The organism is Citrobacter sp. Awk 4 (assembly GCF_028069725.1).
Taxonomy (GTDB): domain Bacteria; phylum Pseudomonadota; class Gammaproteobacteria; order Enterobacterales; family Enterobacteriaceae; genus Citrobacter_D.
Window position 1 is genome coordinate 13,132 of sequence record NZ_JANEWG010000028.1, and the last position, 15,167, is coordinate 28,298.

At 54.4% G+C, this 15,167-nt stretch carries 14 protein-coding genes; 8 read left to right on the forward strand and 6 right to left on the reverse strand.

Annotated features, from left to right (window positions below; genetic code table 11):
- Window positions 1-28: 28 nt before the first annotated feature.
- Window positions 29-187 (forward strand): protein YoaL, encoded by a 159-nt coding sequence (locus NNO04_RS22895; RefSeq protein WP_442870737.1) that lies wholly within the window; start codon window positions 29-31, stop codon window positions 185-187.
- Window positions 175-1,734: a CNNM family cation transport protein YoaE gene (yoaE, locus tag NNO04_RS13255; RefSeq protein WP_271445055.1), complete on the forward strand. Its 1,560-nt coding sequence runs from the start codon at window positions 175-177 to the stop codon at window positions 1,732-1,734. Before NNO04_RS22895 ends, yoaE begins: the two co-directional genes overlap by 13 nt.
- 6 nt (window positions 1,735-1,740) lie before the next feature.
- Here yoaE and NNO04_RS13260 read toward each other — a convergent pair whose 3' ends face one another.
- The 4 genes from NNO04_RS13260 to pabB form a co-directional block, all read right to left on the reverse strand.
- On the reverse strand, window positions 1,741-3,339 hold the full coding sequence (locus tag NNO04_RS13260) for an EAL domain-containing protein (protein WP_271445056.1): 1,599 nt from the start codon (window positions 3,337-3,339) through the stop codon (window positions 1,741-1,743).
- 130 nt (window positions 3,340-3,469) lie between these two features.
- On the reverse strand, window positions 3,470-4,834 hold the full coding sequence (gene sdaA, locus NNO04_RS13265) for an L-serine ammonia-lyase (protein ID WP_271445057.1): 1,365 nt from the start codon (window positions 4,832-4,834) through the stop codon (window positions 3,470-3,472).
- Window positions 4,835-5,017: 183 nt separating this feature from the next.
- Window positions 5,018-5,596, reverse strand: a complete 579-nt coding sequence (locus tag NNO04_RS13270; protein ID WP_271445058.1) for a CoA pyrophosphatase — start codon at window positions 5,594-5,596, stop codon at window positions 5,018-5,020.
- 3 nt (window positions 5,597-5,599) lie between these two features.
- Complete coding sequence (gene pabB, locus NNO04_RS13275) at window positions 5,600-6,961, reverse strand: aminodeoxychorismate synthase component 1 (protein ID WP_271445059.1); 1,362 nt, start codon at window positions 6,959-6,961, stop codon at window positions 5,600-5,602.
- Window positions 6,962-7,044: 83 nt separating this feature from the next.
- Here pabB and NNO04_RS13280 point away from each other — a divergent pair, with 83 nt between their 5' ends.
- The gene (locus tag NNO04_RS13280; RefSeq protein ID WP_162379741.1) at window positions 7,045-7,224 is read left to right on the forward strand and encodes a YoaH family protein; all 180 of its coding nucleotides are present in this window, start codon (window positions 7,045-7,047) and stop codon (window positions 7,222-7,224) included.
- Window positions 7,225-7,231: 7 nt separating this feature from the next.
- On the opposite strand, the gene NNO04_RS13285 is transcribed toward NNO04_RS13280, so the two are convergent.
- Window positions 7,232-7,576: a RidA family protein gene (locus NNO04_RS13285; protein ID WP_271445060.1), complete on the reverse strand. Its 345-nt coding sequence runs from the start codon at window positions 7,574-7,576 to the stop codon at window positions 7,232-7,234.
- A gap of 136 nt (window positions 7,577-7,712) precedes the next feature.
- On the opposite strand from NNO04_RS13285, the gene NNO04_RS13290 reads away from it, so the two are divergent.
- The 5 genes from NNO04_RS13290 to rnd all read left to right on the forward strand — a co-directional run bounded on the left by NNO04_RS13290 (window position 7,713) and on the right by rnd (window position 14,107).
- On the forward strand, window positions 7,713-9,623 hold the full coding sequence (locus NNO04_RS13290; RefSeq protein WP_271445061.1) for an ATP-dependent DNA helicase: 1,911 nt from the start codon (window positions 7,713-7,715) through the stop codon (window positions 9,621-9,623).
- 57 nt (window positions 9,624-9,680) lie between these two features.
- The gene (gene tsaB, locus NNO04_RS13295) at window positions 9,681-10,376 is read left to right on the forward strand and encodes a tRNA (adenosine(37)-N6)-threonylcarbamoyltransferase complex dimerization subunit type 1 TsaB (protein ID WP_271445062.1); all 696 of its coding nucleotides are present in this window, start codon (window positions 9,681-9,683) and stop codon (window positions 10,374-10,376) included.
- A 56-nt stretch (window positions 10,377-10,432) separates the two neighbouring features.
- A complete protein-coding gene (locus NNO04_RS13300) occupies window positions 10,433-11,020 on the forward strand; it encodes a Slp family lipoprotein (protein WP_271445063.1) in 588 nt (195 codons plus the stop codon).
- 204 nt (window positions 11,021-11,224) lie between these two features.
- Window positions 11,225-12,910, forward strand: coding sequence for a long-chain-fatty-acid--CoA ligase FadD (gene fadD, locus NNO04_RS13305; protein WP_271445064.1), 1,686 nt, complete (start codon window positions 11,225-11,227; stop codon window positions 12,908-12,910).
- Between the two features lie 81 nt (window positions 12,911-12,991).
- Window positions 12,992-14,107 (forward strand): ribonuclease D, encoded by a 1,116-nt coding sequence (gene rnd, locus NNO04_RS13310; RefSeq protein WP_271445094.1) that lies wholly within the window; start codon window positions 12,992-12,994, stop codon window positions 14,105-14,107.
- Window positions 14,108-14,154: 47 nt separating this feature from the next.
- Here the strand turns inward: rnd and NNO04_RS13315 are convergent, their stop codons facing one another.
- On the reverse strand, window positions 14,155-15,120 hold the full coding sequence (locus NNO04_RS13315) for a PDR/VanB family oxidoreductase (RefSeq protein ID WP_271445065.1): 966 nt from the start codon (window positions 15,118-15,120) through the stop codon (window positions 14,155-14,157).
- Window positions 15,121-15,167 lie beyond the last annotated feature (47 nt).

The window sequence follows — 15,167 nt, forward strand, 5'->3', positions numbered from 1 at the left end:
TAAGGAGTATAGGGCAGTAGCCCGATGTATGGATCGTCACCGACGTCATTTCACCTTTAGGCCGCTTTGCGCCTACCATTTTGGCAACGTTTGCCACACTCTGAATTTGCACATTGCTTTATCGCCTGAGTTGTTCAGTGCGCCGTCTGGCTATTCCTTAAGCAGGAGCTTGTCATGGAATTCTTAATGGACCCCTCAATTTGGGTGGGGCTGCTCACGCTTGTCGTTCTCGAAATTGTTCTGGGTATTGATAACCTGGTCTTTATCGCGATTCTGGCTGACAAACTGCCACCAAAACAGCGAGATAAAGCACGCCTTATCGGTTTGTCACTGGCACTGGTCATGCGTCTTGCGTTGCTGTCTGTCATTTCGTGGATGGTGACCTTAACCAAACCGCTGTTTACCGCCTGGGATTTAACCTTCTCAGGGCGTGATCTGATCATGCTGCTCGGGGGGATATTCTTGCTGTTTAAAGCCACCACGGAACTCCATGAAAGGCTGGAAAATCGCGAGCATGATTCCGGGCACGGTAAAGGCTATGCGAGTTTTTGGGTGGTGGTGACGCAAATTGTCATTCTGGATGCGGTCTTCTCGCTGGATGCGGTCATTACCGCGGTAGGGATGGTTAACCACCTGCCCGTGATGATGGCGGCTGTGGTCATTGCGATGGCGGTGATGCTGCTGGCTTCTAAACCGCTGACACGTTTCGTGAACCAACATCCGACGGTGGTCGTGCTCTGTCTAAGCTTCCTGCTGATGATTGGTTTGAGTCTGGTGGCTGAAGGCTTCGGCTTCCACATTCCGAAAGGTTATCTGTACGCGGCGATTGGCTTCTCCATTATCATTGAGCTGTTTAACCAAATTGCCCGACGTAATTTTATCCGCCATCAATCGACGTTACCGCTGCGTGCGCGTACTGCTGATGCGATCCTGCGCTTAATGGGCGGAAAACGTCAGGCGAATGTGCAGAGTGAATCGGATATCCCGGCGGTGGTTCCGGTGCTGGAAGGCGCCTTTGCCGATGAAGAGCGCTATATGATTAACGGTGTGCTGACGCTGGCGTCGCGCTCATTACGCGGCATTATGACGCCACGTGGTGAGATTAGCTGGGTTGATGCGAGTCTGAGCGTGGATGAAATCCGCGAGCAGTTACTCTCCTCTCCGCACAGTTTGTTCCCGGTTTGTCGCGGCGAGCTTGATGAAATTATCGGGATCGTCCGTGCGAAAGAATTGCTGGTCGCCCTGGAGGAGGGCGTTGATGTCGCGGCCATTGCCTCCGCATCGCCGGCGATTGTGGTTCCGGAAACGCTGGATCCGATCAACCTTTTAGGCGTATTGCGTCGTGCTCGCGGTAGCTTTGTTATTGTCACCAACGAATTTGGCGTAGTGCAGGGGCTTGTGACTCCGCTGGATGTCCTGGAAGCGATTGCTGGTGAGTTCCCGGATGCAGATGAAACACCGGAAATCATTACCGATGCTGACGGTTGGCTGGTGAAAGGGGGAACCGATCTCCACGCTCTGCAACAGGCGCTTGCGGTCGATAATCTGGTAGACGAAGATGACGAAATCGCCACGGTTGCGGGACTTGTCATCGCGGTAAATGGTCATATTCCGCGCGTGGGCGATGTTATTGAGGTCGCGCCATTGAGCATTACGATTGTCGAAGCCAATGACTATCGGGTTGATCTGGTTCGTATTGTTAAAGAGCAGCCCGTACATGACGAAGATGAATAATCGGGTTTAACGAAACGGTATGGCGGGCATCATATGCCCGTTATGCTGGGCGGGCGGCGGTGAGCTGCCCGCCAGCCACTGTGGAAAATCACGTAATGGCATTGGTTTCGCATACAAATACCCTTGCAGTATGTGTACGCCGTGTCGGCGAAGATGTTGCGCCTGCTCTTGTGTTTCCACCCCTTCCGCCACCAGTTCGATATTCAACCGCTGCCCGAGGGCAATGATGATATCGGTCACGGTCGAATTCACCGCGTCGGTGCCGATAGCGCCGGTAAACGACTTATCGATCTTCAGAACATCTGGCCGCAGTTTTTCCAGCCACGACAGCGAGCTGTTTCCCGTCCCAAAATCATCAATCGCCAGTTTGACACCTTTACGGTGAAGTTCGCGCACCATGCGATAATCCACATCAAGCAACGCATCCCTTTCTGTGAGTTCAAGAACGAGCTTCTGGATGGGCTGCGCTTTAAACCAGTAGTGGTTGAGATCTTTTAACAATACACCATGACGAAAGTGGCTGGCCGCCACATTGATCCCGATGTGAAACTGACTGCTCATCGGAAAAAAATGTCGCTGGCGAACTGTTTCTGCAATCACGTAGCGGGTCAGTGGTGCAATGAGATGGTGATCTTCGGCGATCGGAATAAACACTTCCGGAGAGATCCAACCCTGCCGGGGATTATTCCAGCGCAGCAGAATTTCTACGCCAATACATTGTTGTGTTCGGGCGTTCACTAACGGCTGACAAAACAGCTCAAACTCTCTTTCGGCAAGCGCAAGATTGATCTCCCAGGAAAAACTCATTCTGTTGGCGGTAGCCAGCCACGTGAGATATCCCACCAACAGACTGAGCATCATGGCGAGCGGGAGCTGGGAGGGCAGATGCTTTAACGCCAGTTCTCCCGCGCCAGGACCGGTCGCGCTAATGGTGAACGGAAAATAGTGTGAGGAAAGCTGATAGCGTTGTTCGCTATTGAGCGGGGGTAACGTGTCGACGACCCCCCGGCCATAAAGGAGGTGGCGATTGCCGACGGACAAACTCGCGCTGGTAATTTGCGGTTGTTCAGGTTCAAGAAGCATATCTGCCAGCAAATCGATGTTCACTATCACCAGTACGCCGTCTTCGCCACTGGATGATGATGGATACCACTGGATAAGAATAGGACTGCCCTTGATAAGCGAGCGATCGATAGAGAGAAGCAGTAAAGGCTCTGGCGCCGGAAGGCCTGCATGCAGTTGACTGACCGGTACATTGCGATAGCCAAAGATGCTGGAACAGTACAACACGCCCCCCTGGACCAGGCCAATGGAACGGACCGTTTGCAGTTTCGCCGCCTGTTTACGCAGCGCTAAATGGGTAACAGAGCAGGGCAGACCAATCAATGGCAACATCACATCCCGCCCAGACTTGAGGGGGCGCAGGACATCATCCAGTGCGTTAACCGCATGATTGGCGAATGACACGGTTCGATGATGATTAAAATTTCGCTCTGACATAAAACGGACACATAACGTCAGGATGAGCGTGGTCAGCGCACAAATTGTGCAAACAATGAAACGGTTACGACGGTAATTTTTGATGATCCGTTGAGCTGTTTGCATGCGAGCTGCCCGATAAGCCGTTGGCAACAAAAGCCAACCGCGACAGAGCAAGTGTAGTGGGGAAAATTACCGTAGACGAGGAAGAGGGGTAAAATTCGCCCATCCGTTGCAGATGGGCGAAGATCAAGTATTAGTCACACTGCACTTTAATGGCCAGACCGCCACGCGACGTTTCACGGTACTTCGCGTTCATATCTTTGCCTGTTTCGTACATGGTTTCGATGACTTTATCCAGCGAGACACGCGGTGCGCTGGTACGACGCATCGCCATACGCGCGGCGTTGATCGCTTTCACTGAGGCAATCGCGTTACGTTCAATACACGGTACCTGAACCTGACCCGCAACCGGATCGCAGGTTAAGCCCAGGTTGTGTTCCATACCGATTTCGGCCGCCACACAAACTTGCTCCGGGCTGGCCCCCAGCAGTTCCGCCAGACCCGCAGCGGCCATTGAACAGGCCACGCCAACTTCCCCCTGGCAGCCAACTTCGGCACCAGAAATAGAGGCGTTCATTTTATACAGTGCGCCGATAGCGCCAGCGGCCAGGAAGTAACGGGTATAAATGTCCGGGCTAACTGACTCAATAAAATGATCATAATAGGCCAGCACCGCTGGGACGATACCGCAGGCACCGTTGGTTGGCGCCGTGACCACCCGGCCACCCGCCGCGTTCTCTTCGTTAACGGCAAGGGCGAACATGTTCACCCAGTCGATGACGTTCATCGGATCGCTGGAGAGTTTGTCGCTGGACACCAGCATCCGGCGTAGCGCAGACGCACGGCGCGGAACGCGCAGCGGCCCAGGCAGTATGCCTTCGGTATTCATGCCACGATCGATACAGGCTTGCATGGTCTGCCAGACATTGGCGAAATACTCTTCAATCTCTTTCTTGCTGTGCAGCGCCAGTTCGTTTTGCATCACCATGCCAGAAAGCGACAGGCCAGTGCTGTTGCAATATTCCAGCATCTCGGTAGCTGACTTGAACGGATAAGGCACGCTCACATCACCCGTTGCGTCCTGACCGAAATGCTCTTCATCAACGATAAAACCGCCGCCGATGGAATAATAGGTTTTGCTGTAGATGACGGTTTCGCCGTTCCACGCGTGGATCTGCATTCCGTTTTCGTGCAACGGCAGATTGTCATTATGAAAACGCATCCCGTTATTGTGCGGGAAATCTACTTCATGCCGACCCTGAGCCAGCAACAGGCGTCCGCGCGATTCCACGTCGCGGATAAAACCTGGGATGCTATCAATATCAACGGTGGCAGGTTCGTTCCCCGCCAGACCCATAATAATGGCGATATCGGTGTGGTGACCTTTACCCGTTAATGACAGTGAGCCGTATACATCCACGGCGACACGGGTAACGCTTTCCAATAATCCTTTTTCGACCAGGTCATCGACGAACTGTTTACCCGCCTTCATAGGCCCTACAGTATGGGAGGATGAGGGACCAATCCCCACCTTAAACATGTCGAATAGACTAATCACGATAATACTCCTGCCAGGGTAACTGGGGTTCCAGTAACGATGTAATAACTTTGCATAGTGTAAGAGGGAATAGGGCTATCAGCTTAACTATTCACATGAATTAAACTAATAGATAACCTCGCTTTTACTAATATTGGGCATGGAGTTTCAAGTCGTGTTCGGTACGTGTAAAGTTACGTATAGTCAGGGTCTCATGCCAATCTGCAGCGCCAGTTCGCGAATAATTCCAGCCGTCATTCCCCAAACGAAATAATGCTCATACCAGGAAAGCCAGACGCGATGAGAGTCGCCGCGGCGATACACATCCAATGGATGATATCGCCTCAGTTGCAGCGCTTGTGCCAGTGGCATTTCGAATACGGCAGACACTTCATCTTCACTGGCGTGATAATGAAGGTCTGGCGGAATAATGCCAACGACAGGGGTTACCCGAAACCCGGTGACGCTGTCCACCGGAGGGAGTACCCCAATCACCTCAACGGCCTCAGGCGGAATCGCGACCTCTTCTTGTGCTTCGCGCAGCGCAGCGGCGATAAGCGACGCATCACTACTGTCTACCGCGCCGCCAGGAAAGGCTACCTGGCCGGCGTGTTTACGCAGATGGACGGAACGCTGGGTGAGCAGCAGCCCAGGCTCCGGGCGACGAACGACGGGGATCAATACGGCGGCCTGACGGTTGTTCAGCGTTTCACGACTCATCTCCGGACGTAAAAGTTGAAACCGTGATAAAAAATCATCGAGCGTCAGGCTGCTGTTATCCACGTCTTAGTTCTCCAGTTGATGCAAAATACGATTCACTTTATCAAATGTTTCCTGATATTCCGCCGCTTCCTGGCTGTCCGCCACAATCCCGCCGCCCGCAGAACACGAGAGTTTTCCCTCCGTGGCGCTCAGGGTACGAATAGTGATACTGGTATCCATATTGCCGCACACGCTGAGATAACCAATGCTGCCGCACCAGGCATTGCGCCGCTGGGGTTCCAGTTCATCAATAATCTCCATCGCGCGGACTTTCGGCGCGCCGGTGATCGAACCGCCGGGGAAGGCGGCGCGCAGCAAATCAGTGGCATGCAGATTGTCGGGCAGCTGCGCGGTGATGGTACTGACCAGATGGTGTACCGCCGGAAACGGCTCAACGACAAACAGTTCGGGCACCTTGACCGATCCCGGTACGGCGACGCGGCCAATATCATTGCGCATCAGATCGACAATCATCAGGTTTTCCGCGCGGTCTTTTGGCGAACTGGCGAGTTTTTGCGCCTGCAGACGGTCATCGTGCGGATCATCCAGACGCGGAAGCGTCCCTTTGATGGGCCGGGTCTGAATGTGTCTGTTCGCGAGTTGAATAAAGCGTTCTGGCGAAAGGCTCAAAATAGCGCCATCTTCCAGGCGTAAAAAGGCGCTAAAAGGGGCGCGGTTGGCCTGATTGAGACGCACAAAGGCTTGCCATTCGTCACCCTGATAGTCAGCCTGAAAACGCTGGGCAAGATTCACCTGGTAGCAGTCGCCGCTGTGCAGGTACTCCTGCACCTGGCGAAATTTTTCACCGTACTGCTCACGCGTCATGTTCGACTGCCAGGCGGAGGTTAATCTGAATGGCTCATGCACTGGTGCCTGCTGGCTTTCCAGCCAGTCGAGTCTGGCAGAGGCGTCCGAATGGCTGAGCAGAGACACCGTTTGTCGCTGGTGGTCAACAATCAGCGCCCAGTCGTAAATGCCGACCGCCATATCCGGCAAGGTGATATCGTGTTGGGCAATATTGGGCAGTGATTCAAAACGGCGCCCCAGATCGTAGCCAAAGAGCCCCAGAGCCCCTCCCTGAAACGGCAAATCATCGCTGGGCGAAGGCGTTATCGCCAGAGACGCCAGCGCTGTCTGCAATACTTTCAGCGGATCATCGGTCGTCGTAATGCGGTTATGCTTATCGCAGACCTGCGTTTTTTCGCCATGTGTGACCAGCGTCGTAACCGGGTCGGCCACCAGAATGTCAAAGCGGTTATGCGGATGATCCGCGTGACCGGAATGCAGAAGCATGGCCCAGGGGGTATGGCTCAGCGGCGTAAAATAGTGTTCAGCGGCGTCATGACGCCAGGGTAACGGAATTACAGCGGGAGATAACGTCTTCATCTGTCCTGACTCGTGACTACTCTACTGGCTATGTGCCGGGTAGCATGAAATAATTAGCGTTAACAATTTAGCAGGAGTTCATCATGTTTGCAGGTTTACCTTCACTCACGCACGATCAGCAGCAAAAAGCGGTAGAACGCATTCAGGAACTGATGTCACAAGGAATGAGTAGCGGGCAGGCGATTGCGCTGGTGGCGGAGGAGTTACGCGCCACCCATACCGGCGAGCGGATCGTGGCGCGTTTTGAGGATGAGGACGAATAACGCGACCTTAAACGGCAGCGATAATTTTAATCTCAACCTTGTATTTCGGGTTCATTAATCCAGCCTGTACCGTGCAACGTACAGGCGCATGTCCGGCAACAACCCATGCGTCCCAGGCTTTATTCATCGCCGCGAAGTCGCTTTTCTCGGTAAGAAAAATGGTCGCATCCAGAATGCGCGCTTTATTGCTGCCTTGCTTTTCCAGCACGGCATCAATTTGCGCCAGGGTATTGGCCGTCTGCTCGAAAGCGTCAGCGTCCAGGTTCTCGGGTACGCCGGTGTAGTACAGGGTATTATTGTGGATCACCACATCAGACCAACGGTCTTCGGCATCAATACGGACAATAGTCATCAATTACTCCTCGTTAGCGTTAAGGTTCCATTTTTACGCGGCAAGACTGCCACATAGTTTTGCCGTCGTCACCTCTTCAACTGGCGAAAGATCGTCTGGCCTGACATAATCCCTGTTCAAATGAACAGGGGGTAGTGTGTCGGACGATTTTGCTGTAGACGGTCAGTTAGCGAAAGCGATAGCGGGTTTTAAACCGCGTGAACCCCAGCGACAAATGGCCGTTGCCGTGGCCCATGCGATTGAAACCTCGGCACCTCTGGTTGTCGAAGCCGGTACAGGAACAGGGAAAACCTACGCCTATCTCGCACCTGCGTTGCGCGCCAAAAAGAAAGTGATTATTTCTACAGGCTCGAAAGCATTGCAGGATCAGCTCTACAGTCGCGATCTTCCTACCGTGGCAAACGCCCTGAAGTTCACCGGAAAACTGGCGCTGCTGAAAGGGCGCTCAAACTATCTGTGTCTGGAGCGTCTTGAACAGCAGGCGCTGGCCGGCGGTGACTTGCCGGTGCAAATTTTGAGCGACGTCATTTTACTGCGCTCCTGGTCTAATCAAACCCTTGATGGCGACATCAGTACCTGTGTCAGCGTGGCGGAAGACTCCCAGGCCTGGCCGCTGGTCACCAGCACCAATGACAACTGTCTGGGCAGCGATTGCCCGCTCTACAAAGAGTGTTTTGTCGTTAAAGCGCGTAAAAAAGCGATGGATGCCGATGTGGTGGTGGTCAACCACCATCTTTTTTTGGCTGACATGGTGGTGAAAGAGAGCGGTTTTGGTGAACTGATCCCCGAAGCCGAAGTGATGATTTTCGACGAAGCCCATCAGCTTCCCGATATCGCCAGCCAGTATTTTGGTCAGTCACTCTCCAGCCGACAGCTTCTTGATCTGGCAAAAGATTTTACGATTGCGTATCGCACGGAACTCAAAGACACCCAACAACTGCAAAAATGCGCTGACCGTCTTGCCCAAAGTGCGCAAGATTTCCGTTTGCAATTGGGTGAGCCAGGTTATCGCGGGAACCTGCGTGAGCTTCTTGCCGACACGCGCGTTCAGCGTGCCTTTCTGTTGCTCGATGACACGCTCGAACTGTGTTACGACGTTGCGAAACTCTCCCTGGGGCGCTCGGCGCTGCTGGACGCCGCCTTTGAGCGGGCCACGCTTTATCGCACCCGTCTCAAGCGACTAAAAGAGATCAATCAGCCAGGCTACAGCTACTGGTATGAATGTACGTCGCGTCATTTTACCCTGGCGCTGACGCCGCTGACCGTTGCGGATAAATTCAAAGAGGTGATGGCGCAGAAACCCGGCAGCTGGATTTTTACCTCAGCGACCCTGTCGGTAAATGACGATCTCCACCATTTTACGGCGCGACTGGGGATTGAAGAGGCAGAATCCATGCTGCTTCCCAGTCCGTTCGATTACACACAGCAGGCGCTGCTTTTAGTGCCGCGAAACCTGCCGCAGACCAATCAGCCCGGCGCAGCGCGCCAGTTGGCTGCAATGCTAAGACCCATCATTGAAGCGAATAATGGGCGCTGTTTTATGCTGTGTACCTCGCACGCCATGATGCGCGACCTTGCCGAACAGTTCCGCGCCACCATGACGTTGCCGGTGCTGCTGCAAGGCGAAACCAGCAAAGGTCAACTGTTGCAGCAGTTTGTCAGCGCGGGCAACGCGCTGCTGGTGGCGACCAGCAGTTTCTGGGAAGGCGTCGATGTGCGAGGCGATACTCTGTCGCTGGTGATTATCGACAAGCTGCCGTTTACCTCGCCGGATGATCCGTTGCTCAAAGCGCGAATGGAAGACTGTCGACTGCGTGGCGGCGATCCGTTCGATGAGGTCCAGTTACCGGATGCGGTCATTACCCTGAAACAGGGGGTGGGGCGCTTGATCCGTGACGCTGACGACCGTGGCGTGCTGGTGATTTGTGATAACCGACTCGTCATGCGCCCCTACGGTGCGACGTTCCTGGCCAGTCTCCCACCCGCGCCGCGTACCCGGGATATTGCTCGCGCCGTCAGGTTTCTTGCCCTCCCATCGGTTAAGTAATTTGTTACGGAGTATGGTAAGATACGCGCCATTTTATTGATCTAAGCACGAAGACCCATGCGAATTCTGGCTATCGATACCGCCACAGAAGCGTGTTCTGTTGCCCTGTGGAATGACGGTAATATCAATGCTCAATTTGAGCTTTGCCCACGAGAACACACCCAACGAATCTTGCCGATGGTTCAGGATATCCTGGCAACCAGCGGCACAACGCTTGCCGAAATCAACGCGCTGGCCTTTGGCCGCGGACCGGGGAGTTTTACCGGCGTGCGCATTGGTATCGGTATTGCGCAAGGACTGGCATTGGGGGCATCTCTTCCGATGATCGGCGTCTCGACGCTGGCAACGATGGCGCAGGGCGCCTGGCGTAAAACAGGCGCTACCCGCGTTCTGGCGGCGATTGACGCCCGGATGGGCGAAGTCTACTGGGCTGAATATCAGCGCGACGAAAATGGCGTATGGCACGGTGAAGACACCGAAGCGGTATTAAAACCGGAAGCGGTGATCGCGCGGTTAAAACAACTTTCCGGCGAGTGGGCCACGGTTGGCACGGGTTGGCCAGCCTGGCCGGAACTGGCAAACGAGAGCGGTCTGGCGCTGCGTGACGGCGACGTTTTGCTGCCAGCGGCCGAAGATATGCTGCCGTTAGCCTGCCAAATGCTGTCGGCAGGAAAAACCGTCGCCGTTGAGCATGCCGAACCGGTTTATTTGCGTAACAACGTGGCGTGGAAGAAACTTCCCGGTAAAGAATGAATCTCAGTAGTATTAGCCTGATGCAGTGATATGCGCTGAGAAGAAGGAGTCGCACTATGGCGGTTCACAAACAGATCGTGAAAGGAATGCTGGCAGCAGCCGTTGCGCTTATGCTGAGTGGCTGCGTCACCATTCCGGATGCCATCAAAGGGTCGAGTCCAACGCCGCAACAGGATCTGGCGCGGGTGATGAACGCGCCGCAACTGTATGTCGGCCAGGAAGCGCGTTTTGGCGGCAAAGTGGTGGACGTGCAAAACCAGCAGGGGAAAACCCGTCTGGAGATAGCCACGGTGTCTCTGGATAGCGGCGCGCGACCCGTACTGGGCGAAGCGTCACGCGGACGCATTATGGCGGACGTCAACGGGTTCCTTGATCCGGTTGATATTCGCGGTCAACTGGTCACCGTCGTCGGCCCGATCAGCGGAACGGTTGACGGTAAAATCGGCAATACCTCGTATAAATATATGCTGATGAATGTGACGGGTTATAAGCGCTGGCGGGTTACGCAGCAGGTTGTGATGCCGCCTCAGCCGATTGATCCGTGGTTTTACGGCGCGCGCGCCAGACACTATGGTTACGGCTACGGTTATGGTGGATGGTACAACCCCGGCCCCGCACAGGTTCAGACGATAGTAACCGAGTAACTCATTGTTTTGTCTATAAAAGAAACAGCGGCTCGTCCGCTGTTTCTGCATTAATACGGATAGAAGAAAAATAAATAGTGACGCGCTTCGCAACCTTTCAGTTGAGTAATTAATAAACTGGTACGCTGAGTTAATATTATGTTAACGGCTTGTTTATTTACTGGGGTTGTGATGACGACGAACACGCATTTTAGAGGTGATGTTTTGAAAAAGGTTTGGCTTAACCGTTATCCCGCAGATGTCCCCGCGGAGATCAATCCTGACCGTTATCAATCCCTGGTGGACCTGTTTGAACAGGCGTCGGCGCGCTACGCCGACCAACCTGCGTTCGTCAATATGGGGGAGGTGATGACCTTCCGCAAACTCGAAGAGCGTAGCCGGGCATTTTCGGCGTATTTGCAGCAGGGGCTCGGGCTTAAAAAGGGCGATCGTGTCGCGTTGATGATGCCGAACCTGTTGCAGTACCCTGTCGCCCTGTTTGGCATTCTTCGCGCCGGGATGATCGTGGTCAACGTCAATCCCCTGTATACGCCGCGTGAACTGGAGCATCAGCTCAACGACAGCGGCGCGACGGCCATTGTGATTGTCTCCAACTTCGCCCATACGCTGGAAAAAGTGGTTGAGAAAACGGCCGTAAAACACGTGATCCTCACCCGTATGGGCGATCAGCTCTCGACGGCGAAAGGCACGCTGGTTAACTTTGTGGTGAAATACATTAAGCGTCTGGTGCCGAAGTACCATCTGCCGGATGCGATTTCATTTCGTCGCGCGTTACAAAACGGCTATCGCATGCAATACGTGAAACCTGAGGTGGTGCCGGAAGATCTGGCTTTCCTGCAGTACACCGGCGGTACAACCGGGGTGGCGAAAGGGGCGATGCTGACGCACCGCAATATGCTGGCAAACCTCGCACAGGTGCATGCCACCTACGGGCCGCTGTTACATCCGGGTAAAGAGCTGGTGGTCACCGCGCTGCCGCTGTATCACATCTTCGCTCTGACCATGAACTGCCTGTTGTTCATTGAGCTGGGCGGGCAAAACCTGCTGATCACTAACCCGCGTGACATCCCTGGTCTGGTCAAAGAGTTGGCAAAATACCCATTCACCGCCATGACGGGTGTGAACACGCTGTTTAATGCCCTGTTGAATAACAAAGAGTTCCAGCAGCTCGACTTTTCAACTTTGCATTTGTCGGCGGGGGGCGGAATGCCCGTTCAACAAGCCGTCGCGGAGCGCTGGGTGAAACTGACCGGGCAATATCTGCTGGAAGGCTACGGTCTGACCGAATGCTCACCGCTGGTGAGCGTTAACCCGCATGATATCGACTATCACAGCGGCAGTATTGGTTTACCGGTTCCCTCCACCGAGGTCAAACTGGTGGACGATGATGACAACGAAGTGCCACCGGGCGAGCCGGGCGAGTTGTGCATCAAAGGCCCACAGGTGATGCTGGGTTACTGGCAACGTCCCGACGCAACGGATGAGATCGTTAAAGGGGGCTGGCTGCATACCGGTGATATCGCGGTGATGGATGAAGAAGGATTCCTGCGTATCGTTGACCGCAAAAAAGACATGATTCTGGTCTCAGGTTTCAACGTCTATCCGAACGAGATCGAAGATGTGGTCATGCAGCATCCTGGTGTTCAGGAAGTGGCGGCGGTGGGCGTGCCGTCCGGCAGCAGCGGCGAGGCGGTGAAGATTTTTGTGGTGAAAAAAGACGCATCCCTCACTGATGAGGCGTTGGTCACTTTCTGCCGCCGCCATCTGACGGGCTACAAAGTGCCTAAGCTGGTGGAATTCCGTGATGAGTTGCCAAAATCTAACGTCGGAAAAATTTTGCGACGAGAATTACGTGACGAAGCGCGTGGCAAAGTAGACAATAAGGCATGAGCTTTAAATGAGTCGTCAGACGCCGGTTAAGCCGGCGTTTTTTTTGGCGCAAACCTAAGAGAACACGATTTGAATTACCAAATGATCACGACGGACGACGCGCTGGCAACCCTGTGCGAAGCGGTCCGTGCGTTCAAGACAATTGCCCTGGACACCGAATTTGTCCGCACACGCACCTATTATCCGCAGTTGGGTCTTATCCAACTGTTTGATGGCGAACACGTTGCGCTGATCGACCCGCACGGGATCACCGACTGGTCCCCACTGCGCGCAATTTTACGCGACACCACGATTACCAAATTTCTGCATGCGGGCAGCGAAGATCTGGAAGTGTTTCTGAACACCTTTGGTGAACTGCCGCAGCCGCTGATCGACACGCAAATTCTTGCCGCGTTTTGCGGGCGTCCCCTGTCGTGGGGATTTGCTTCAATGGTGGAAGAGTACACCGGCGTGGCGCTGGACAAGAGTGAATCCCGTACCGACTGGCTGGCCAGACCGTTAACGGAGCGCCAGTGCGAATACGCGGCGGCCGATGTCTGGTATCTATTACCGATCACCGCAAAACTGATGGCGGAAACGCAAGAGAGCGGTTGGTTGCCTGCGGCGCTGGATGAGTGTCGTTTGATGCAGCAACGCCGTCAGGAGATCCTGGCGCCTGAAGACGCCTGGCGTGACATTACCAACGCCTGGCAGTTGCGTACCCGCCAACTGGCCTGCCTGCAATTACTGGCAGACTGGCGCTTGCGTAAAGCGCGTGAGCGCGATCTGGCGGTCAATTTCGTGGTGCGCGAAGAGCATCTGTGGGCGGTTGCTCGCTATATGCCGGGCAGTCTGGGGGAACTCGACGGTCTTGGGCTTTCCGGCAGTGAAATTCGTTTTCACGGAAAAACGCTGATTTCACTGGTGGCGCAAGCGCAGGCGCTCCCGGAAGAGAGCCTCCCGGAACCGTTGCTGAACCTGATGGATATGCCGGGTTATCGCAAGGCATTCAAAGCCATCAAGGCGCTGGTTGCCGACGTCAGCGCGATGCATAATCTCAGCGCCGAGCTGCTCGCCTCCCGCCGCCAGATCAACCAGTTGCTTAACTGGCACTGGAAGCTAAAACCGCAGGCGACATTGCCGGAGCTGATTTCAGGATGGCGCGCGGAGTTGATGGCTGAACCGCTTAACCGTCTGCTGCAAGAGTATCCCCGCTAAGCCAGTCGACAACGGGAGTCAGGTACTCCCGTTGTTTGGCTGCGAGATCATAAGTCCAGTACCAGCCGTTTACCTTTGGCGCGTGAACAGCAAATGAGCATACTTTGCTGACTGGCTTTTTCATCGTCGCTGAAATACTGATCCCGGTGATCGGCTTCCCCTTCGAGAATCATTGTTTCACAGGTGCCGCACACCCCTTCACGGCACAAACACTCCACCTTCGCCGCTTTGTTATTTTCGATAATCTGCAAAATCGTCATTTCTTCGGGGACCACAAACTCGCGTCCCGAACGGGCCAGCACGAGGGTAAAGGCATCGCCCGATTTATCTTCAACGGCAAATTGTTCAAAATGCAGAGCATCATTGTCGATGCCGAGGGTGGCCGCCTCGCGTCTTACGGCGTCGTTAAGCGCCGCGGGTCCGCAGGTATAGATATGGGTGCCCGGTTCAACATCAGCCAGCAGACGCGCCAGTTCCAGCCGTGTGCCTTCTATTGAGAGATGCAGATGAATACGAGAGGCGTGGGCATGCTGAGATAACTCACTGTGAAACGCGCAGTTTTCCTGGCTGTGGGCACAATAATGGAGCTGCCACTGCGCCTGGCGCTGTTCCAGTTCGGGTATCTGAGAGAGGAATGGGGTGATCCCGATCCCCCCGGCGATCAGCAGATGTTTATGCGCCTGCGGCGCGAGGGCGAAGAGATTCTTCGGGGTGGAAACGGTAAGCGTGTCGCCGGGTTTCACCTGCTGATGCAGATAGCGTGATCCTCCTTTAGAGTTCTCTTCTCGTCGCACGGCAATTTGCCAGTGAGAGGTATCCAGCGGGGAACTCATCAGCGAATAGGCATTGCTGTAGAGATGATTGCCGTCGCGCATTTGCACAATGATATGGCTGCCGCCGCTGAAGGCGGGTAACGCATCGCCCGAAGCGGCAACCAACGTAAAACGCTTTACGTGCGCAGTAAGGGTTTCAACCTGACTCACCCGCACTTCATGCATTTGATATTCAGACATCGCAGCACTCCCTTAAAAATCAGCCCAACGCTGCTTATCGACAGCGT